The 19,924-nt window shown below is 70.3% G+C and carries 17 protein-coding genes and 1 pseudogene; 11 read left to right on the forward strand and 7 right to left on the reverse strand.

Annotation, left to right across the window (positions count from 1 at the left end):
• Positions 1–480 precede the first annotated feature (480 nt).
• The 3 genes and pseudogenes from ESP57_RS05765 to ESP57_RS05775 all read right to left on the reverse strand — a co-directional run bounded on the left by ESP57_RS05765 (position 481) and on the right by ESP57_RS05775 (position 3,011).
• Positions 481–1,312 (reverse strand): annotated as a pseudogene (locus tag ESP57_RS05765) (aldo/keto reductase).
• Between the two features lie 56 nt (positions 1,313–1,368).
• A complete protein-coding gene (locus ESP57_RS05770) occupies positions 1,369–2,151 on the reverse strand; it encodes a DUF1684 domain-containing protein (RefSeq protein WP_129230892.1) in 783 nt (260 codons plus the stop codon).
• A gap of 47 nt (positions 2,152–2,198) precedes the next feature.
• The gene (locus ESP57_RS05775; RefSeq protein WP_129230893.1) at positions 2,199–3,011 is read right to left on the reverse strand and encodes a CPBP family intramembrane glutamic endopeptidase; all 813 of its coding nucleotides are present in this window, start codon (positions 3,009–3,011) and stop codon (positions 2,199–2,201) included.
• 84 nt (positions 3,012–3,095) lie between these two features.
• On the opposite strand from ESP57_RS05775, the gene hrpA reads away from it, so the two are divergent.
• Positions 3,096–7,061 carry an ATP-dependent RNA helicase HrpA gene (gene hrpA / locus ESP57_RS05780; protein WP_129230894.1) on the forward strand — a complete coding sequence of 1,322 codons (3,966 nt, stop codon included), beginning with the start codon at positions 3,096–3,098 and terminating at the stop codon, positions 7,059–7,061.
• Between the two features lie 87 nt (positions 7,062–7,148).
• Here the strand turns inward: hrpA and ESP57_RS05785 are convergent, their stop codons facing one another.
• Genes ESP57_RS05785 through ESP57_RS05795 form a run of 3 tightly spaced genes read right to left on the reverse strand, consistent with a single transcriptional unit; the run spans position 7,149 to position 9,846 of the window.
• A complete protein-coding gene (locus ESP57_RS05785; RefSeq protein ID WP_129230895.1) occupies positions 7,149–7,961 on the reverse strand; it encodes an amino acid ABC transporter ATP-binding protein in 813 nt (270 codons plus the stop codon).
• Positions 7,958–8,953: an amino acid ABC transporter permease gene (locus tag ESP57_RS05790; RefSeq protein WP_129230896.1), complete on the reverse strand. Its 996-nt coding sequence runs from the start codon at positions 8,951–8,953 to the stop codon at positions 7,958–7,960. Before ESP57_RS05790 ends, ESP57_RS05785 begins: the two co-directional genes overlap by 4 nt.
• Entirely contained in the window at positions 8,953–9,846 is an 894-nt protein-coding gene (locus ESP57_RS05795; protein ID WP_129230897.1) for an ABC transporter substrate-binding protein, read from the reverse strand. Before ESP57_RS05795 ends, ESP57_RS05790 begins: the two co-directional genes overlap by 1 nt.
• A gap of 144 nt (positions 9,847–9,990) precedes the next feature.
• Here ESP57_RS05795 and ESP57_RS05800 point away from each other — a divergent pair, with 144 nt between their 5' ends.
• From ESP57_RS05800 to ESP57_RS05830, 8 genes are all read left to right on the forward strand, one after another.
• The gene (locus ESP57_RS05800; protein WP_129230898.1) at positions 9,991–11,199 is read left to right on the forward strand and encodes an MFS transporter; all 1,209 of its coding nucleotides are present in this window, start codon (positions 9,991–9,993) and stop codon (positions 11,197–11,199) included.
• A gap of 20 nt (positions 11,200–11,219) precedes the next feature.
• Positions 11,220–12,053, forward strand: a complete 834-nt coding sequence (locus tag ESP57_RS05805; protein ID WP_129230899.1) for an aldo/keto reductase — start codon at positions 11,220–11,222, stop codon at positions 12,051–12,053.
• Positions 12,054–12,141: 88 nt separating this feature from the next.
• Entirely contained in the window at positions 12,142–13,086 is a 945-nt protein-coding gene (locus ESP57_RS05810) for a DUF4349 domain-containing protein (RefSeq protein WP_129230900.1), read from the forward strand.
• 9 nt (positions 13,087–13,095) lie between these two features.
• Entirely contained in the window at positions 13,096–14,256 is a 1,161-nt protein-coding gene (locus ESP57_RS05815; RefSeq protein WP_129230901.1) for an acyl-CoA dehydrogenase family protein, read from the forward strand.
• A gap of 75 nt (positions 14,257–14,331) precedes the next feature.
• Entirely contained in the window at positions 14,332–14,508 is a 177-nt protein-coding gene (locus ESP57_RS18390) for a hypothetical protein (protein WP_157376953.1), read from the forward strand.
• Between the two features lie 8 nt (positions 14,509–14,516).
• Positions 14,517–15,395, forward strand: coding sequence for an alanyl-tRNA editing protein (locus ESP57_RS05820; RefSeq protein WP_129230902.1), 879 nt, complete (start codon positions 14,517–14,519; stop codon positions 15,393–15,395).
• 44 nt (positions 15,396–15,439) lie between these two features.
• Entirely contained in the window at positions 15,440–15,934 is a 495-nt protein-coding gene (locus ESP57_RS05825) for a cation:proton antiporter regulatory subunit (RefSeq protein ID WP_056004782.1), read from the forward strand.
• Between the two features lie 10 nt (positions 15,935–15,944).
• Entirely contained in the window at positions 15,945–17,153 is a 1,209-nt protein-coding gene (locus ESP57_RS05830; RefSeq protein ID WP_115962898.1) for a cation:proton antiporter, read from the forward strand.
• Between the two features lie 15 nt (positions 17,154–17,168).
• On the opposite strand, the gene ESP57_RS05835 is transcribed toward ESP57_RS05830, so the two are convergent.
• Entirely contained in the window at positions 17,169–18,314 is a 1,146-nt protein-coding gene (locus ESP57_RS05835) for an LLM class flavin-dependent oxidoreductase (RefSeq protein ID WP_129230903.1), read from the reverse strand.
• A 179-nt stretch (positions 18,315–18,493) separates the two neighbouring features.
• Here ESP57_RS05835 and ESP57_RS05840 point away from each other — a divergent pair, with 179 nt between their 5' ends.
• Positions 18,494–19,147 carry an NADPH-dependent F420 reductase gene (locus tag ESP57_RS05840; protein ID WP_165877386.1) on the forward strand — a complete coding sequence of 218 codons (654 nt, stop codon included), beginning with the start codon at positions 18,494–18,496 and terminating at the stop codon, positions 19,145–19,147.
• A gap of 55 nt (positions 19,148–19,202) precedes the next feature.
• Entirely contained in the window at positions 19,203–19,895 is a 693-nt protein-coding gene (locus ESP57_RS05845; RefSeq protein ID WP_129230905.1) for a DNA alkylation repair protein, read from the forward strand.
• Positions 19,896–19,924 lie beyond the last annotated feature (29 nt).

Raw genomic sequence — 19,924 nt, forward strand, 5'->3', positions numbered from 1 at the left:
CAAAATCAAATTGTCCATCAATCAAAGGAATCCATACCCACCCCAAAAAGGGACAAGCTGGGGTTCAATAAAATTGGCATTGAACATAGTGCACGCTGTTGAGTTCTCAAGGAACGGACGCACCCGAGTTTCAGCCGTATCGGCCTGCCCTCAGGGCAACCTACCTACCGTACCACTTCTTTGCCGGCTTCGATCTCTCGAAGTCACACGGCCGTTGTTGACACAACAAGAACACGACCCGAAGATCATGTTCGTTCTGAAGTGGGGGTTTCATCTTAGGCTTGAAATCACCGAGTCGCAATGCGACTACGAGGCTATTTGGCTAAGAATCTCGCCGACTCGGTCGGAAGCCCTGATCTCTCAGTCGCTTTCCGCACCGCCGTGGCGATGAGTAAGAATTTACGCGGATCCCGACACCCGGGCAAATCCGACCCGCAGTCCGGGCGTGTCGCGCCGAAACGCGCGGATCCGCGCCATCCGTCAGTCGACGTCGTCGGGGTGCGAACCGACCCGGCCCTCGCGTTCGAGGTCGGTGATCGCCTGCACTTCAGCCTCGCTCAGCTCGAAGTCGAGCACGTCGAAGTTCTCGGCCATGCGCTCGCGCCGATTCGACTTCGGGAAGACGATGTGGCCGCGCTGCAGATGCCAGCGGATGACGACCTGCGCCGGGCTCTTGCCATGAGCCTCCGCGGCATCCGCGATCTCGGGCACGTCGAAGAGCGGGTACTTGCCCTGGCCGAGCGGGCCCCACGCCTCGATCGCGATGCCGTGCTCCTCGGCGAAGGCCGGTCGTGGCCGGCTGCTGATGCGCCGGGTGGAGTTCGATCTGGTCGACCGCCGGCACCACGTCGGTCTCGGCGAGCAGCCGTTCGAGGTGCGGCACCAGGAAGTTCGAGACGCCGATCGAACGCGCCCGCCCGCTCTCGCGGATCTGCTCGAGCGCCTTCCACGCCTCGACGTACCGGTCGCGCTTCGGCGAGGGCCAGTGGATCAGGTACAGGTCGACGTACTCGAGGCCGAGCCGATCGAGGCTCGCGTCGAAGGCGTCGAACGCCGACTGCGTGCCGTGGTCGTCGTTCCAGAGCTTCGTGGTGATGAAGAGCTCTTCACGCCGGATGCCGGATTCGGCGAGCGCGGCACCCACTCCCGCCTCGTTGCCGTAGATGCGCGCGGTGTCGATGTGGCGGTAGCCCACCTCGAGGGCGTCGCTGACGATGCGCACCGTCTCGGCGGGGTCGACCTTGAAGACGCCGAAGCCGAGCTGCGGGATCGAATGGCCGTCGTTGAGCTGGATGCGGGGAACGGAGGTCATGCTTCATCCCACCACGGGCGCACCACTCGTGGACAGTGGGGTTCGCTGCCCGCGAATCAGGCGGCGTCGACCTCGGCGTCGACCGTCGCGTCGGCCTCGGCCAGCGGATGCCGCGCGGCGACGCGCTCCCCCGCCCGAAGCGCGACCGGCCAGCGGTTGCCGAGCGGAGGCAACGGACAGACGTACTCGTCGGAGAATGCGCACGGCGGAAGGTAGGCGCGGTTGAAGTCGACCGCGACCGTGCCGTCGACGGCGGGCTCGGGCACGCGGAGGAACCGGAAGCGATAGCTCTCGCCGCCGCTCGTGGCATCGGCCAACACGGCGGAGAGGCCGTGATCGTCGCGCGTGACGGTGAGCACGAGGGGCACGCCGTCGATCTCGAGCTCGATCGTACCGCCGAGCCGGTCGGTCGATTCATGTCCGTCGACGGAGGTCACGTCGAGCGTCGCCCCATCGCCCGCGGGAACGAATCGGCCGGTCACGACACGTTCTCGCGACGGCGGGTACACCTCGATACCGATGAGCGAGGTGCGGCTCGGAGCATCCGGATCGATGACGCGCAGCGCGAGTGCGCCGTCGCGCTGGAACCCGCGCAACCGCACACCGTCGAGGTCGCGCTCCTCGCCGGGGGCGAGCCGGATCACGTCGCCGTTGGCCAGCACCCCGACGAGCGCCGTCGGCTCCGCGTGCCAACGTCCCGGCGCACCGGCGAATTCGGCCGGCTCGGCCGCGAGCCAGTGGGTGTGACGCAGTGCCGCCGTGCCGTGCGGCGCCGAGACGGCCTGCCAGCGCGACTCGCGCCACTCGCGGAACGCTGCCTCGAACTCGTGCTCACCCATGCCGACACCGTAACCGCCGGAGCCGGTCCGATCCGAATCGCGCGGTCTCAGGTGGCGATCGCCGAGTCGGGGAGGAACAGCAGCACGAGCGCCGGTGCGCTCGTCATGAGGTTGACGAGCAGATGGGCGATGAGGATCGGCATCAGGCGGCGCTGGCGATGGACGATGAGTCCCGAGCCGAGGCCCCACACGAAGAACGCCGCGAGGTAGACGAGCACCGCATCGGCGGTCGCCGCGTAGAAGACGTGCTGCAACGCGAAGATCGCGGACGGCACGACGATCGCCCAGAACGCCGGCCACCGCTTCTCGAGTCCCCACTGCGAGTAGCCGCGATAGATGAGTTCCTCAGCGGGCGCGTTCAGCGGGGCGAACGTCACGACCGAGACGACCGCGAGCACCGTGAGCCAGGCGCGGTTCAGCGGCGGCGCGGCATCCGCGTCGTGGAAGACCGTGTCGAAGTGCTCGAGCGCGGCGCCGCCGTGGAGGGCGAACATCACGCCGAAGACCGCGAGGATGAACGGCAGCCAGAGCACCGCGAGCCAGAGCAGACCCCACAGCACGTCGCGCCCCAGCCGTCGCCACGAGAAGTCGATGAGGTCGCGTGCACGCTGACCCGAACGGTGCAGCGCCCGGCGCACGAGCACGATCGACAGCACGTTGACCGGCAGCATCGTGGCCGCCGCGAAGAGCATGCCGGGCGGGAACGGCCCTGGTTCCGACGTGAGCGCGAGCGCGGCCCACGTGAGGAGGGCGGCGAGTCCGACGAGGGCGACCCTGATGAGCGGCAGCCCGACGAGGGCCATGGTGCCCGACTCGCGGGACAGCGGAGGGCTCGCGGGTGCCTCGACCTCGGTCGACATGAGGGTGTTCTACCACGGCCCCGCTCGCGCCGCATTCGAGCGAGTTCTCCCACTCTCCCGCTTCGCCGCATACGATGGAGGGCTGTGCTTGCCGCGATCACCTACCCCGCCGAGCTGCCCGTCTCCCGGCAGCGTGAGGAGATCGCGCGCGCCATCCGCGAGAACCAGGTCGTCATCGTCGCGGGCGCGACCGGCTCGGGCAAGACCACGCAGCTGCCGAAGATCTGCCTCGAGCTCGGCCGCGAGTCGATCGGCCACACCCAGCCGCGGCGGCTCGCCGCGCGCACGATCGCCGAGCGCATCGCCGACGAGCTCGGCGAGGAGGTCGGCGGGGTCGTCGGCTACCAGGTGCGCTTCACCGACAAGGCGAGCGCATCGACCCGCATCAAGCTGATGACCGACGGCATCCTGCTGAACGAGATGCACCATGACCGGATGCTGCGCCGGTACGACACGATCATCATCGACGAAGCCCACGAGCGCAGCCTCAACATCGACTTCCTGCTCGGCTACCTCAAGCAGCTGCTGCCGAAGCGGCCCGACCTGAAGGTCATCGTCACGAGCGCGACGATCGACCCCGAGAGCTTCGCCCGGCACTTCGCCGATGCATCCGGCGAGCCGGCCCCGGTCATCGAGGTGTCGGGTCGCACGTACCCCGTCGAGATCCGGTATCGCCCGCTCGTGGCTGAGGATGCGGCGAGCGACGACCCCGACGAATCGCCGTCGGCGGGCGGGCGGGCGCCCGCCGACGACAAGGACTACCTGCAGGGCATCATCGAGGCCCTCGACGAACTCGATCGGGAGTCGCGCGGGGACGTGCTGGTGTTCCTCTCGGGCGAGAACGAGATCCGCGACGCCGAGGAGGCCGTGCGCGGGCACTACTCGGGGCGCGGGGCATCCGTCACCGAGGTGCTGCCGCTGTACGGGCGCCTCTCAGCCGCCGACCAGCACCGCGTGTTCCAGCCCTCGACGGTCGCCGGCGTTCGCCGCCGGGTCGTGCTCGCGACGAACGTCGCCGAGACGAGCCTCACCGTGCCGGGCATCAAGTACGTGATCGACGCCGGCACCGCGCGCATCAGCCGGTACTCCGTGCGCTCGAAGGTGCAGCGGCTGCCGATCGAGGCGATCTCCCAGGCCTCGGCCAACCAGCGCTCCGGACGATCGGGCCGTACGAGCGACGGCATCGCGATGCGCCTGTACTCCGAAGACGACTTCGGACGGCGTCCGGAGTTCACCGAGCCCGAGGTGCTGCGCACGAACCTCGCCGCGGTCATCCTGCAGATGATCTCGCTCGGCCTCGGCGACATCGAGGCGTTCCCGTTCCTCACCCCGCCCGACGCGCGCGGCGTGAAGGACGGCGTCGAGCTGCTGCGGGAGCTCGGGGCCGTCGAAGACGGTAACCGGCTGACCAAGGTGGGCCGTGCACTCGCGAAACTGCCGATCGAACCACGGTTCGGCCGGATGGTCGTCGAGTCGAAGCAGCACGGCGTGAGCCGCGAGGTGCTCGCGATCGTCGCCGGCCTCACGATCCAGGATCCGCGCGAGCGCCCGCTCGAGCGACGCCAGCAGGCCGACGAGCAGCACGCCCGCTTCGCCGATCCGACGAGCGACTTCATCACCCTGCTGAACCTCTGGAACCACCTCGAGACGCAGCAGCGCGAGCTCGGGTCGAGCGCCTTCCGGCGCATGTGCAAGAACGAGTTCCTGAACTACCTGCGCGTGCGCGAGTGGAACGACGTCTACCGGCAGCTCCGCCAGATGAGCCGGCCGCTCGGACTCGAGATCGACGACAAGACCCCCGGCGGCGGCGCGGCGCCCGACGCCGACCTCATCCACAAGTCGCTGCTCGCGGGCCTCCTCAGTCACATCGGCCTGAAGGACTCCCCCGCGAGCACGACCCAGTCGGGCACTCGCGGGGCCGCGGCATCCGGTGGGCGCAAGCCCAAGGGCGAGTACCTCGGCGCCCGGCAGTCGCGATTCCTGATCTTCCCGGGCTCCGCGCTCGCGAAGAAGCAGCCCGACGCCATCATGAGCGCCGAGCTCGTCGAGACGAGCCGGCTCTTCGCACGCATGAACGCGGCGATCGACCCGGCATGGGCCGAGCCGCTGGCGGGTTCGCTCCTCAAGCGCAGTTACAGCGAGCCGCACTGGGAGAAGCGGCAGGGCGCGGCGGTCGCCTATGAGAAGGTCACGCTCTACGGGGTGCCGATCATCGCGCGCCGGCGCATCCAGCTCTCCCGCGTCGACCAGGCGTATGCGCGCGAACTCTTCCTCCGCCACGCGCTCGTCGACGGCGATTGGCCGAACGACATCCGCCGCGACCGGCTCTTCGACTTCGACCGGCGGAACCGCAAGCTCCGTGCAGAGCTCGAGGCCGTCGAAGAGCGCAGCCGTCGCCGCGACATCCTCTTCGACGACGAGGCCGTCTTCGAGTTCTACGACTCGCGGATCCCCGCCGACGTCACGTCGACCAGGCTCTTCGAGACCTGGTGGCGCGGCACGAAGCAGGAGTCGCCCGAGCTGCTGACGATGACGGCGGAGGCGCTCGCCCCCGAGGATGCGCCGGCGATCGACGAGGGCGCGTTCCCGCCCAACTGGCAGCAGGACGACCAGACGCTCTCGCTGCGGTACCGCTTCGAGCCCGGGGCAGCCGACGACGGCGTCACCGTGCAGGTGCCGCTCGTGCTCCTCGCGCGTCTCCGCCCCGAGGGCTTCGACCGTCAGGTGCCCGGCCTCCGCACCGAGCTCGTCACCGCGATGATCAAGGCGTTGCCGAAGGTGATCCGCCGCAACGTCGTGCCGGCGAACGACTGGGCTGCGAAGATCGTCGCCGAGCTCGGCGAAGCGGATGCCCCGGCGGGCATGTCGTTCGCCGACGAGGTCGCCGGCGTCATCAAGCGCCTCACGCACACGCCCGTCACGGGCGCCGACTTCGCGATGGACCGGATTCCCCCGCACCTGCTGATGTCGTTCCGCGTCGTCGACGGGCGCGGCAAGCAGCTCGCCGTCGGCAAGGACCTGCGGGCACTCCAGGCGCAGCTCGCCGACCGGGCGCGCGACGCCGTCGCCGACACCTTCGCGGCACCCGCTCGCGGCGAGCGCGGCCCCAGAGGACCGCGTCAGGTCGACGGCCCCGTCACCCCCGGATCGATCGCCGCGGCCGCCGAGGCGCCGGGCGCCGGCATCGAGCGCACCGGTCTGACGAGCTGGGACTTCGCCGAGCTCCCCCGCTTCGTCGACACGACCGTCGGCGGCAACCGCGTACGCGCCTACCCCGCGCTCATCGACGACGGCACGGCCGTGAACATCAGACTGCTCGCGACTCCCGAGGAGCAGGCGCGGGCGATGCCCGGCGGCATCCGTCGCCTGCTCATGCTCGCGACGCCGTCACCCGTCAACTACGTGCAGCAGCACCTGACCGGCAATGAGAAGCTCATCCTCGCGACGAGCCCGTACCCGAGCACCACCGCGCTCTTCGCCGACTGCCTCGTGGCCTGCGTCAACGACGTGCTCTATCGCGTGAAGGACGACGGCATGCTCTTCACGAAGCTCGAGTTCGACACCGTGCGCGACCGCGTGTCGGGGGTCGTCATGGACACGATGTTCGAGACCGTCGGTCTCGTCGCCCGCACGCTCACCGCGCTCCGCACGGCTGAGAAGACCCTGAAGTCGACGACGAGCATGGCGCTGCTGCCCGCGCTGAGCGACGCCAAGGAGCAGCTCGCCGGTCTCGTCTTCCCCGGGTTCGTCTCGCGGACCGGCCTCGAGCGGCTCCGGCACGTGCCGCGGTACCTCGAGGGGGTCACGATGCGCGTGGGGAAGCTCGCGGACAACCCCGGACGCGACCGGGTGTGGATGAACGAGGTGCAGGCAGCGCTCGCACGGTTCTCCGACGCGGGCGGCACGATTCCGCTGGCACCGGATGCCCCGGCGAACCTCGTGCGGGCGCGCTGGCTCATCGAGGAGCTGCGCATCAGCCTCTTCGCGCAGGAGCTGCGCGCGGCCGAGAGCGTGTCGCTCCAGCGCATCACGAAGCTGCTGCAGGGCTGAGCCCCGCCGGTCGAAGAGCGAAGCGCATCGAGACCACGGCGGATGGCCTCGATACGCTTCGCTTCGCTCGCTACTCGACCAGCGGGATCACAGCACCTTCGAGAGGAAGGCCTGCGTGCGCGCGTGCTGCGGGTTCGCGAGCACCTCGCGCGGATCGCCCGTCTCGACGACGACCCCGCCGTCCATGAAGACGAGCGTGTCGGCGACCTCGCGGGCGAAGCCCATCTCGTGCGTGACGACGATCATCGTCATGCCGGTCTTCGCGAGCTCCTTCATGACGTCGAGCACCTCGCCGACGAGCTCGGGGTCGAGCGCCGACGTGGGCTCGTCGAAGAGCATGAGCTTCGGATCCATCGCGAGCGCCCGGGCGATCGCCACCCGCTGCTGCTGCCCGCCCGAGAGGTGGGCGGGATAGTAGTCGGCGCGCTCGGCGAGGCCGACGCGCGCGAGCAGCTCGAGGGCACGGGCCTTCGCCTTGGCCTTCGAGACGCGCTTGACCTGGGTGGGCGCCTCCATGACGTTCTCGAGAGCGGTCATGTGCGGGAACAGGTTGAACCGCTGGAACACCATGCCGATGTCACGGCGCTGCTTCGCGGCATCCTTCGGGTGCATCTCGTACAGCTTGTCGCCGACCTCGCGGTAGCCGACGGGTGTGCCGTCGACCGAGAGACGACCCGAGGAGACCTGCTCGAGGTGGTTGATGCAGCGCAGGAACGTCGACTTGCCGGATCCCGACGGGCCGACGAGGCAGAGCACCTCACCACGCCGGACTTCGAGTGAGATGTCCTTCAACACCTCGTTGGAGCCGAAGCTCTTCGAGACATGCTCGGCGAGCACCATCGGTGTCGAGGATGCCGCGGACTCGTCGACGCCCGCAGGCGTCGTGGTCTGTTCGCTCATCGAGCGTCTCCTCCGTGCTTGGCGGCGATCGCGGTCTCGGCGATCTCGGCGTCGACGGCGCTCATCGCACCGGTGACCGGGCCGGGACCGGTGTCGGGCCGTGCGCCGACACCTCGGGCGTAGCGCTTCTCGAGGAAGTACTGGCCGACCATGAGCACCGAGGTGATCGCGAGGTACCAGATCGACGCGACGATGAGGAGCGGAATCGGTGTGAAGATCGCGGCGGAGATGTCGCGGGTGCGCGTGTACAGCTCGAGGGTGAACGGAACCGCCGTGACGAGCGAGGTCGTCTTCAGCATCGAGATGACCTCGTTGCCGGTCGGCGGGATGATCACGCGCATCGCCTGCGGCAGCACGACCCGGCGCATCGACTTGCCCCAGCTCATGCCGAGCGCGGTGGCGGCTTCGCTCTGGCCAGGGTCGACCGACAGCAGTCCGGCGCGCACGATCTCGGCCATGTACGCCGATTCGTTGAGCGCGAGGCCGATGACGGCGAGCCAGAACGTGTTCAGCAGGGCCGTCGTCGGGTACGAGACCCACGGCTCCATGAACGGTACGCCGAGGTCGATCGAGGTGTAGATGGTCGACAGCAGGCCCCAGAAGACGAGCTGCACGTACACCGGGGTGCCGCGGAAAACCCAGAGCCAGACCCAGGCGATCGACTTCAGCACCGGGTTCGGGGACTGCCGCATGACGGCGAGGATGACGCCGAGCACGACGCCGATGATCATCGAGAGCACGGTGAGCAGCAGGGTGAATCCCGCCGCCTGCGAGACCCGCTGGTCGAAGACGTACTTGCCGACGTTCGGCCAGTCGAAGGCCTCCCGCTGCGCGGCGTCGATGATGAAGACGGCGACGACGGCGAGCAGCAGCACGGCGACGACGATGCGCCACGGATGCCGCAACCGCACGACCTTCGTCGGGACCGGGGCGGCACCTGGGCCGCCCGCCGGCGCGGGCGTCGTCGCCCGGCCGGAGGACGCGTCGTTCATCAGGTGCCCGCGTTGATCTCGATCGTGTCGACGGCGCCCGACTCGACGCCCCATTCGGCGAGGATGTCGCCGTAGGTGCCGTCGTCGACGAGCGACTGCATGGCCGCCTGGACCGCTGCGGCGAGCTCGGAGCCCTTCGCCACCGGGAAGCCGTACGGCGCGGAGTCGAACACGTCGCCGGCCGCCTCGAGCTTGCCGTCGGTCTGCGCGATCGCATATCCGGTGACGGGCGAGTCGGCGCTCATGGCGTCGGCCTGGCCGAGCACCACGGCGTTCGCCGCGGCGTCCTGGGTGTCGAACGGGGTGATCTCGATCGCGGGCTTGCCGGCGTCGGTGCACGCCTGGCTCTTCGCGGGCAGTTCGTCGGTGTGCTCGTACGTCGTGGCCTGCACGGCGACCTTCAGGCCGCACGCATTGTCGGGGTCGACGGTCGCGCCTGCGGGTGCCGCCCAGAGGATGCCGGCTTCGTAGTAGTCGACGAAGTCGACCTGCTCCTGGCGCTCGGCGTTGTCGGTGAAGCTCGACATGCCCATGTCCATGGTGCCGCCGGTGATCGACGGGATGATCTTGTCGAAGCTCGCGATCTCGTACTCGACCTCGAGGCCGAGCTTGGCGCCGAGCGCGTCGACGAGGTCGACGTCCCACCCGATCGGGTTGCCGTCGTCGTCCTTGTACTCGTTGGGCGGGTACGCGGCGTCGGTGCCGACGACGAGCGTGCCGGAGTCGGCGATCTCGGCGGGCAGCAGGGCCGCGGCGGCCTCGTCGACCGCGATCGTGGGAGCCGAGGCGTCAGTGGTCGGCTCGTCGCCGCCGGTCGTGTTGTCGACACAGCCGGTGAGGAAGAGCGCCGCGGCCGCAGCCACGGTCGGGATGAGCAGGCGTCGGGAGTGCATGAGTGGAACCTCTGTCGTTGCGTGGATCGGCGACGCCGAAGGTCTCTGGCCACGGCGCCGTTACAGAGAGAGCATATGTCACCCGCGGCGCGCGGGATCGGGCACCGAGATCACGATCCGGGCGTCGATAGAGTTGATCGCACCGTGGGAAGCTACTCCGAACTGCTCAGAACCTCGGGCGTCGCTCGCATCATCGCCGCCCAGCTGACCGCGCGCTTCCCGTCGGGCATGCTCTCGCTCGCGTTCCTCCTGCACGTCGAGCAGCAGACGGGCTCCTACGGATCGGCAGGGCTCGTGCTCGCCGCGACCTCCATCGGCCAGGCCATCGCCGGCCCGCTCACGAGCCGCCTGATGGGCCGGCTCGGCATGCGGCCGGTGCTCATCGCGACCCTCGCCGTCTGCGTCACGGCCGTCGTCGCGATCGCGGTGCTGCCGCTCACGGTGCCGCTCTACATGGCGGTAGGACTCGTCGCCGGGCTCGCGAACCCCCCGGTGCAGCCGGCGGTGCGCACGATCTATCCGAAGATGGTGAACTCCCGCCAGCTCACCCCGCTCTTCTCGCTCGACGCCTCGGCGCAGGAGATCATCTGGGTGGTCGGCCCGGTCGTGACGACCTTCGTCGCGACCCAGGTCGGCACCGTGTGGGCGATCCTCCTGGCCGCCGTGCTCATGGTCGTCGGCGGCATCTGGTTCATCTCCTCGCCCGAACTCGGCCGGGTCCGCATCCCCCGGTCGAAGCGGCGCTTCGGCACCGTGCTCGGGCGCCCCCCGGTGATGCTCGCGACGATCGTCGGCTTTCTCCTGATCGGCGCATGCGCGGCGATCGAAGCGGGCGTCGTCGCCGCGTTCGGCCACGACGGCGCCGAGGCGGGCATCGTGCTCGCGATCTTCTCGGTCGGCTCGCTCGCCGGCGGCCTCTTCCTCGGGCACGTGCCCATCGGACCGTGGTCGACGGCGCGCCGCATGTTCATCGTGTTCGCGGGAACGGCGCTCGCGGCCGGGCTCATGGACTTCTGGTGGCTCTCGATCACCCTCTTCATCGCGGGCATCGGCATCGCCCCCGCCCTCGCCGTGCTCTTCGCGATCGTGTCGGCGAGCGTGAAGTTCTCGGACACCGCCGAGGCGTACGGCTGGGTCGGCACCGGGCAGCTCATCGGCGCCGCACTCGGCTCCGCGCTCGCGGGATTCCTCATCGACGGCAACGGGGCGCAGGGTGCGTTCTGGGCGGCCACGGGGCTCGCCTTCCTCGGATTCCTCGTTCCGCTGCTCGGCCGACGCTGGCATCCCGACCTGCGCGGTCGCGACGCAAGTCCGATCCCCGACACCGAGCCGGTAGCCACCCAGCCGAGCTGACGCCCCGCCGAGAGGACCGCATGTCACGACCACTCCCCGCAGCGCCCCGCCTGCCGCTCGCCGACGGCGCGAGCATCCCCCAGCTCGGATTCGGCCTCTACAAGGTTCCGGCCGCGGATGCCACGGCGCTCTGCCTCGACGCGATCGACGCGGGGTACCGGCATCTCGACACCGCGGCGTTCTACGACAACGAGCGAGAGGTCGGCGACGCGGTGCGAGCATCGGGCCTCGCCCGCGACGAGCTGTTCGTGACGAGCAAGGTATGGAAGGACGACAACGGCTACGACCTGGCGCTGCGCGCCTTCGACGAGTCGATGCAGCGCTTCGGGCTCGATCGGCTCGACCTCTTCCTGATCCACTGGCCGGTGCCGTCGACGGACCGGTACGTCGAGACGTGGCGAGCGCTCATCCGTCTCCGCGACGAAGGACGGGTGCGCTCGATCGGCGTCTCGAACTTCCACGCCCATCACATCGAACGGCTCGTCGCCGAGACCGGTGAGGCGCCCGTCGTGAACCAGGTCGAGCTGCATCCGTGGCTGCCGCAGACGGAGCTGCGCGAGTACGACGCGAGCCGCGGCATCCGAACCGAGGCGTGGTCGCCGCTGGCCCGCGGTCGCGTGCTCGGCACGCCGCTCCTCGACGAGCTCGCCGTGAAGCACGGGCGCAGCCCTGCGCAGATCGTGCTGCGCTGGCACGTGCAGCTCGGCAACGTCGTGATCCCGAAGGCGTCCTCGCCCGAGCGCATCCGCGAGAACCTCGACGTCTTCGGCTTCGAGCTCGATGCCGGCGACCTCGCGGCGATCGCCTCGCTCGAGAGCGGCGAGCGCACGGGGCGCGACCCCGACGACGACTGAGACGGGGTCTCGGAGCGACATCCGATCGTGACCCGACTCCCAGCCGGGTTCCAGACATCGCGCTCCGGCCCGGCAATACAGTGAGCGCATGAGACGACGACTCGCACCGACGGCCGCCGTTGCGGCCGCGCTCACCGTCCTCCTCCTCGCCGGATGCACGGCCGGCCAGAGCGCGTCGACGGGCGAGCCGGGCATGGTCGAGGAGGTCGCGCCCGACGCGCCGCAATCGATCGAGGGCGGCGACGGCGCGACCGACGCGGACGCCGACCGCAGCGTCATCACGACCGGCTGGATCTCGATCACCGTCGATGACCCGATCGCCGCAGCGCAGAGCGCCGCCGACATCGCCGATGCATCGGGCGGACGCGTCGACAGTCGAAACGAGACGCCCGGCACCGACACCCAGACGCCGAGTGCACGCCTCACCTTGCGCATCCCGGCCGACGAACTCGACGGTGCGGTCGCCGAGCTCCGCGAGCTCGGCACGGTCAACTCCGTCTCGATGGACGCCACCGACGTGACCTCGCAGCGTCAGGACCTCGACGCGCGCATCGACGCGCTCAGCGCTTCGGTCGACCGCCTGCAGGAACTCCTCGGCACCGCGACATCGATCGCCGACCTCATCTCGATCGAATCCGAGCTCACGACCCGGCAGGCCGAGCTCGACAGCCTGACCCAGCAGCGCGATGCGCTCGTCGACCAGGTCGACTACTCGACCCTCAGCGTCGAACTCGTCACCGAGGCACAGGCGCCCGCCGCCGTGCCCGGTGACTTCTGGAGCGGCCTCGCCGCCGGCTGGGGCGCGCTCGTCGTCTTCGGTGCGTGGCTGAGCGTCGCCATCGGCGTGCTGCTGCCCTGGCTCCTTGCGGCGGCCGTCATCGCCGCCATCATCGTCGGCATCGTCCTGCTGTCGACGCGGCAGCGACGGGCACGTGAAGCGGATGCCGCGGCATCCGTCGTACCGCCGGCGTCGCTGCCGGCGGAAGCTGCACCGCCGGTCGCGCCCCCGCGCGACCGGGCACCCGAGGCGTAGTCTGGCGGCGTGACAACGCCCGAGGCCCTGCTGCACGACGAGCTGCTCGAACGCTTCCGCGAACGCGCCGCCCGGTACGACCGCGACAACGTCTTCTTCGACGAAGACCTCGCCGAGCTCCGCGAGGCCGGCTATCTGACGGCCCTCGTGCCCGTCGAGCTCGGCGGCCTCGGGTGGACGTTCGCCGACGCCGTGCGCGGCCAGATGCGCCTTGCCAGTGCGGCACCGGCGACGGCCCTCGCGGTCAACATGCACCTCGTCTGGACCGGCGTCGCCAAGGTGCTGCGCGATCGCGGCGACGACTCGCTCGAGTTCGTGCTGCGCGAAGCGGGTGGCGGCGAGATCTTCGGATTCGGCATCAGCGAGGCCGGCAACGACCTCATGCTCTTCGGGTCGCGCACCGTCGCCGAGCCGCAGACCGGCGGCGGCTACCGCTACACGGGCCGGAAGATCTTCACCTCGCTCTCACCCGCGTGGACGCGGCTCGGCACGATGGGCCTCGACACGGTCTCGGCCGATGCGCCGAAGCTCGTCTACGGGTTCATCGACCGCGAGGACCCCGACGTGCGCATCCTCGACGACTGGGACACGATGGGCATGCGGGCGAGCCAGAGCCGCACGACCGTGCTCGACGGCGCGTTCGCGGCATCCGATCGCATCGTGCGCCGGCTCGACCCCGGGCCGAACGCCGATCCCCTCATCTTCGGCATCTTCGCGAACTTCGAACTGCTGCTCGCCTCGGTCTACGCCGGGATCGGCGACCGCGCCCTCGACCTCGCGGTGGCGGCCGCCCGGCGGCGCACCTCGATGAAGAACGGCGGCGCACCGCTCTCCCAGGATCCCGACATCCGGTGGCGCATCGCCGACGCCGCGCTCGCGCAGGAAGCCATCGCGCCGCAGCTCCTCGCGATCGCGCGGGACCTCGACGAACTCGTCGACCACGGCGCCTTCTGGTTCGCGAAGCTCGTCGGCGTGAAGGTGCGCGCGACCGAGACCGCCAAGCACGTCGTCGACCAGGCCGTGCGGGTGTCGGGAGGATCGACGTACTTCGCCGGCTCCGAACTCGGTCGCCTCTACCGCGACGTGCTCGCCGGCATCTTCCACCCCTCCGACGACGAGTCGGCGCACTCGACCGTCGCGAACGCGTGGCTCGGTCCGATCGACGTGTGAACCCGCCGGTGAGCGCGCCCGCCCGGTAGACTCGACCGGGCGGTGCGGACCGCCACCGGAACTCTGGAGGTCGCCATGAACGTCGTCACTTTCCTCATCTCCCTGGGACTCTTCGTCTTCGGCATGTGGCTCATGGGCACCGCCCCGGTGATGACCGAATTCCAGGCGCCCGTGTTCTTCGGCGGCATCATCGCCGTGGCGCTCTCGCTCGCGATCCCGTTCCACCTCCTCGGTCGCAGCGACGGCGTCTGAGCCCCGCGTTGCTCCCCTCTCGCGACACGCTCGTCACCTACCCCGACGGCGCCCTCGACGCGGACACGGTGGTGCTGCACGTCGCGCCGGCGGATGACGGCCGCATCGCCGTCGTCACCGAGGCGACGAGCTTCCACCCGGTCGACGCGGCCTGGCCCGACCAGCCGGCCGACACCGGCACGCTGACCGCCGGCGCGGTCGAGCTGCCCGTCGTCGACGCCGTCGTCGCGGCGACCGACGGCACCGAGCTCTTCCTCGGCGCCGACATCCCCGTGCGCAAGGGCACCGAGGGGTGGTCGTTCCTCGTCGCCCACCTCGTCGCGGGCGACGCAGCGATCGCCGAGGGCGACGCCGTGCAGGTGCGAGCGGATGCCACGGCGCGCCGCGCCCTCTCGATCGGCCACACCGCCTGCCACGCGGCGGCGCTCGCACTGAACGCCGCACTCGCCGGCCACTGGTCGAAGGCCGCTCGCGAAGACGCGCTCGGGGCACCCGACTTCGACGGCATCGCGATCGCGTCGAGCCGCATCGTGCCGAACGGCTCGGTCGACGTGTACCGCCTGAACAAGTCGCTGCGCCGCGCCGGGTTCGACACGGCCTCGGTCGTGGCCGACGGGCTCGGCGAGCTCGCGGCATCCGTCACCTCGACGATCGCCGAATGGGCGGCCGCAGGGGCGACCGTGCGCATCGACCGCGACGGCGACGGGCTCACCGATCGCCGGTACTGGGTCGCCGAACTGCCCGTCGGCACCGCGAGCATCGCGTGCGGTGGAACCCACGTCGGCTCGCTCGCCGAGCTCGGCGACGTGCGGGTCGAGTTCGAGGCCGGCGATGATTCGGGCACCCCGGTGCTGACGATGCGCACGCACGCCGCCCCGGCACGCTGAGCGCAAGGGCCGGGACACCCCCGCGCGGGGTTACGATTGCGGACGTGGGTATACGCATCGAGAAGGTCGACCTGCCCGGCATCGGCATTCGACACGACCTCGTCACCGAGAGCGGCCGGCGCATCAGCGTCGTGTCGCACCGTGACGGCGAGCGCGACCTCGGGGTCTTCGACCAGGACGACCCCGACGCCTGCCGCGACTCCATTCCCCTGAACGACGACGAGGCCGCGGCCCTCGCCGACGTGCTCGGCGCCTCCGTCATGCTGAGCCGGCTCACGAGCCTCTCCGACGAGACGGCGGGCCTCTACACCGAGCAGATCGCCCTGCCGACGGACTCGCCCTACTTGAACCGCACGCTCGGCGCCACGAAGGCCCGCACGCGCACGCACGCCTCGATCGTGGCGATCGTCCGCGACGGAGCGATCATCCCCTCGCCCACGCCAGCGGAGACGCTGCGCGCGGGAGACGTCATCGTCGTCGTCGGAACACGTGAAGGACTCGACGGAGTAGCCCGGCTGCTCGCCAACGGCCCCGACTGAGGCCGGGCGAATGCACGAGACCACGCTGCTCCTCATCGAAGTCGGCGCGCTGCTTCTCGGCATGAGTCTGCTCGGGCGCCTCGCGCTCGCGTTCGGCATCTCGCCGATCCCGTTCTACCTCGTGCTCGGCCTGGCATTCGGCGAGGGCGGGTTCATCGCCCTCGATGCGAGCGAGGAGTTCTTCCAGACCGGCGCCGAGATCGGCGTGATCCTGCTGCTCGCGCTGCTCGGCCTCGAGTACACCGCTTCGGAGCTCTTCGGCAGCCTCAAGTCCGCGCGCACCGCGGGGCTCATCGATGCCGCGCTCAACGCCCTGCCGGGTGCCGCGCTCGCGCTCCTCCTCGGATGGGGTCCGGTCGCCGCGGTCGCGATGGCGGGCGTCACGTGGGTGTCGTCGTCGGGCGTCATCGCGAAGCTCCTGCGCGACCTCGGCCGGCTCTCGAACCGCGAGACGCCGGCGATCCTCGCGCTGCTCGTCATCGAGGACCTCGCGATGGCGTTCTACCTGCCCGTGCTCTCCGCGCTCGTCGTCGGCATGAGCCTCATGCAGGGCGCCGTCTCCGTCGCGATCGCGGTGAGCGTCGTCGCCGTCATCCTCTACGTGGCCCTGCGGCACGGGCACATCGTCTCGCGGCTCTTCCCTGCCGATCACTACGAGCCCCTGCTCCTCGGCGTGCTCGGCCTCACCATGCTCGTCGCCGGCCTCGCGGCCGAGGTGAGCGTCTCGGCCGCCGTCGGGGCGTTCCTCGTGGGCATCGCGCTCTCTGGCCGGGTCGCAGCGAACGCGAGTCAGGTGCTCACCCCGCTCCGCGACCTCTTCGCCGCCATCTTCTTCGTCTTCTTCGGGCTCACGACCGACTCCTCGGCCCTGCTGTCGATGCTGCCGGCTGCACTCGCCCTGGCTCTCGTGACGATCATCACGAAGCTCATCACGGGCGCATACGCCGCACGTCGCGCCGGTGTCGGCACGCTCGGCCAGTGGCGTGCCGGTCTCTCGCTCGCGCCTCGAGGCGAGTTCTCGATCGTCATCGCGGGGCTCGCGGTCGGCTCGGGAGTCGTCGCCCCCGAACTCGCGCCGCTCGCGACGGGCTACGTGCTCATCACGATCGTCGCCGGCACGTTCCTCGCTCGCGTGCCCGACGCGCTCTGGTTCCGGGCTGCGGTGCGCCGGCGCCGGGCGGCGGCCTCGGGGGCGAGCCCGGTGCCGCCCGCCGCGTAGCCCGGACGCGACCGGTCAGTCGACCTGCTGGTCGGCGGATGCCGCGGCATCCGCCCGATCCGCCGCGGCGAGGTCGGAGGCACCGAGGTCGGCGACGGCCGCGAGCTCGGCGTCGGCGGCATCGGCGGCGGCGAGCAGCTGCTTGACCCGCGGCACGACCTCGGTGGCGTAGAGCTCGATGCTGCGCATCATCGCCTCGTGCGGCAACGCACCGTTGGAGTACTTCATGTCGAAGCGGGTGGCGCCGACAGCGCGCATGGCGTCGGCGATCTTCACGGCGACTCTCTCGGGCGACCCGGCGTAGAGGGCGCCGTTCGGCCCTGCCTCGCCTTCGAAGTGATCGCGATCGACCGCGCCCCACCCGCGCTCGCGGCCGATGCGGTCGATGCTGACCTTGTAGTGCGGCCAGAGCGTGTCGAGCGCCTCGGCGTCGGTCTCGGCGATGAACCCGGGCGAGTGGATCGCGATCGGCTGCAGCGGGTGGCCGAACTGGCCGAGGGCTCGCCGGTAGAGGTCGGCGAGCGGCGCGAATCGGGCGGGGCTGCCGCCGATGATCGCGAGCACGAGCGGCAGGCCGTAGTGCGCGGCGCGCACGACGGATTCGGGGCTGCCGCCGACGCCGACCCACGTCTTCAGCCGGCCGTGCTCGACGGGTGGGAAGACGAGCTGGTCGGTCAGGGAGGAGCGGAGCTGGCCGCTCCACGTCACGGGCTCCTGCGGGAGCAGCGCGGCGAAGAGGTTGAGCTTCTCCTCGAAGAGCTCCTGGTACTGGTTCAGCTCGAAGCCGAACAGCGGGAAGGACTCGATGAAGGAGCCACGACCGAGGATGACCTCTGCGCGGCCGTTCGAGAGCCCGTCGAGCGTCGCGAAGCGCTCGAACACGCGCACGGGGTCGTCGGAGCTCAGCACCGTGACCGCGGAGCCGAGGTGGATGCGCTCCGTGCGGCCGGCGATGGCGCCGAGCACGACCTCGGGTGCTGAGACCGCGAAGTCCACGCGATGGTGCTCGCCGAGGCCGAAGAAGTCGAGCCCGAGCCGGTCGGCGAGCACGGCCTCCTCTACGACATCGCGCAGCACTTGGGCGTGCGGCAGCAGGGTGCCGTCGGCACCGCTCGTCACGTCGCCGAAGGTGTCGACCCCGAATTCGTACCGCTCAGACATCCCGATCCCTCTCCCACGTTTCCATGCATGTGCATGCATGGTTCGGAACCACCGTCGACCTGAGACTATTCCCCGCCGTTGCCGAGCGCACCGGCTCGGGAATGCCCGCCGGGTTCACGGCGTTCATTTGCATGAGGACGCATCGATTCCGGTGCGTCGTGGGATGGGAGAATCAAGACGTGACGGATCGGCCGGTCATCGGAATCTACGGCGCGGGCAAGGTGGGCACAGCCCTCGCCCGCCTGCTCGTGGCATCCGGGCACCGAGTGCTCATCGCGGGCTCCCCCCGTCAGACCGCGCTCGACCTGGTCGTCGGCGTCGTCGCCCCGGGCGCAGAGGTCACCTCCCCCGACGACCTCGCCGAGACCGCCGACGTCATCATCGTGGCCGTGCCGTTCGGCAAGGCCGGTACCGTGCCCTGGCACGCGTTCGACGACCGCATCGTCGTCGATGCGATGAACTACTGGCCACCGGTCGACGGCAACATCGCCGAGATCGACGACGACCCGCGCACGACGAGCGAGGTCAACGCCGCTCGGAACCCGCGCGCCCGCGTCGTGAAGTCGCTGAACCACCTCGGCTACCACGAGATGGAGGACGACAGCATGGCCGCCGGCTCCCCGCTGCGCCGCGCCCTCGCAGTCGTCGGCGACGACGCCGACGCACGGGCAGTCGTCGCCGAGATCATCGACGAGCTGGGCTTCGACCCGGTCGACGGCGGCGAGCTCCGGCACGGCGTCGCACTCGAGCCCGGACACCCCGCCTTCGGTCGAGAGCTCTCGGCCGGCGAGCTCGCGGCCCTCCTCACCCCCGCGGTGCACCTGGCCGCCTGAGCCGTCGCTCGCGCGCCTTCGGTCGCTACGCTGATCCCGACGACGGGAGGCACGCGTGGACGCCGCAGAGCTCATCGCCGCCCTCGAGTCGCTCGCGAGCGACGAGGAGCGCGAGAAGTACACCCGGTACTTCCCTCCCGACCCCGACGCCCCGTTCATCGGCGTGCGCATGGGCGCGGTGTTCGACCTCGCCAAGACGGCGCTCGACCTGCCGGCCGGCGAGCTCGAGGCGCTGCTCGAGCAGCCGACGCACGAGGTGCGCGCCCTCGCCTGCAGCATCATGGGCAAGTGCGCCGCACGGCCGAAGACCCACGAAGATCGACGCGGTGAGCTGTACGAGCTCTACCTGCGCCGGCACGACCGCATCGACCAGTGGGACCTCGTCGACCTCGCTGCACGCGATGTCGTCGGCGGATACCTGCTCGAGCGCGACCGCTCGCCGCTCGCCGGGCTCGCGGCATCCGCGTTCTGGCCCGAACGCCGCACCGCCCTCGTGGCGACCTTCGCCTTCCTCCGTCGCGGCGAGCTCGACGACGCCTACGGCCTCGCCGAGACGCTCGCCGAGGACCCCGAACCCCTCGTGCAGAAGGCGCTGGGCTGGGTGCTGCGGGCCGCCGGCGACCACGATCGCGGCCGGCTCACCGACTTCGTCGAGCGGCATGCCGCGACGATGCCGCGCGCCGCGCTGCGCGCCGCCATCGAGCACTACGACCGGCCCGAGCGGGCGCGCATCCTCGCGATCCGCTGAGGTGCCGGGAACCGGGCGGGCTGCGGGTG

This window comes from Agromyces fucosus (genome assembly GCF_004134865.1).
GTDB lineage: Bacteria > Actinomycetota > Actinomycetes > Actinomycetales > Microbacteriaceae > Agromyces > Agromyces fucosus.

Bases quoted from the DNA above. Each gene is read 5' to 3' on its own strand.
- ESP57_RS18390 (WP_157376953.1), top strand. From the start codon at position 14,332: ATGAACGTCGTCACTTTCCTCATCTCCCTGGGACTCTTCGTCTTCGGC.
- ESP57_RS05835 (WP_129230903.1), bottom strand. From the start codon at position 18,314: ATGTCTGAGCGGTACGAATTCGGGGTCGACACCTTCGGCGACGTGACG.
- ESP57_RS05785 (WP_129230895.1), bottom strand. From the start codon at position 7,961: ATGAGCGAACAGACCACGACGCCTGCGGGCGTCGACGAGTCCGCGGCA.
- ESP57_RS05775 (WP_129230893.1), bottom strand. From the start codon at position 3,011: ATGTCGACCGAGGTCGAGGCACCCGCGAGCCCTCCGCTGTCCCGCGAG.
- ESP57_RS05790 (WP_129230896.1), bottom strand. From the start codon at position 8,953: ATGAACGACGCGTCCTCCGGCCGGGCGACGACGCCCGCGCCGGCGGGC.
- ESP57_RS05810 (WP_129230900.1), top strand. From the start codon at position 12,142: ATGAGACGACGACTCGCACCGACGGCCGCCGTTGCGGCCGCGCTCACC.
- ESP57_RS05805 (WP_129230899.1), top strand. From the start codon at position 11,220: ATGTCACGACCACTCCCCGCAGCGCCCCGCCTGCCGCTCGCCGACGGC.
- ESP57_RS05770 (WP_129230892.1), bottom strand. From the start codon at position 2,151: ATGGGTGAGCACGAGTTCGAGGCAGCGTTCCGCGAGTGGCGCGAGTCG.
- ESP57_RS05795 (WP_129230897.1), bottom strand. From the start codon at position 9,846: ATGCACTCCCGACGCCTGCTCATCCCGACCGTGGCTGCGGCCGCGGCG.
- ESP57_RS05830 (WP_115962898.1), top strand. From the start codon at position 15,945: ATGCACGAGACCACGCTGCTCCTCATCGAAGTCGGCGCGCTGCTTCTC.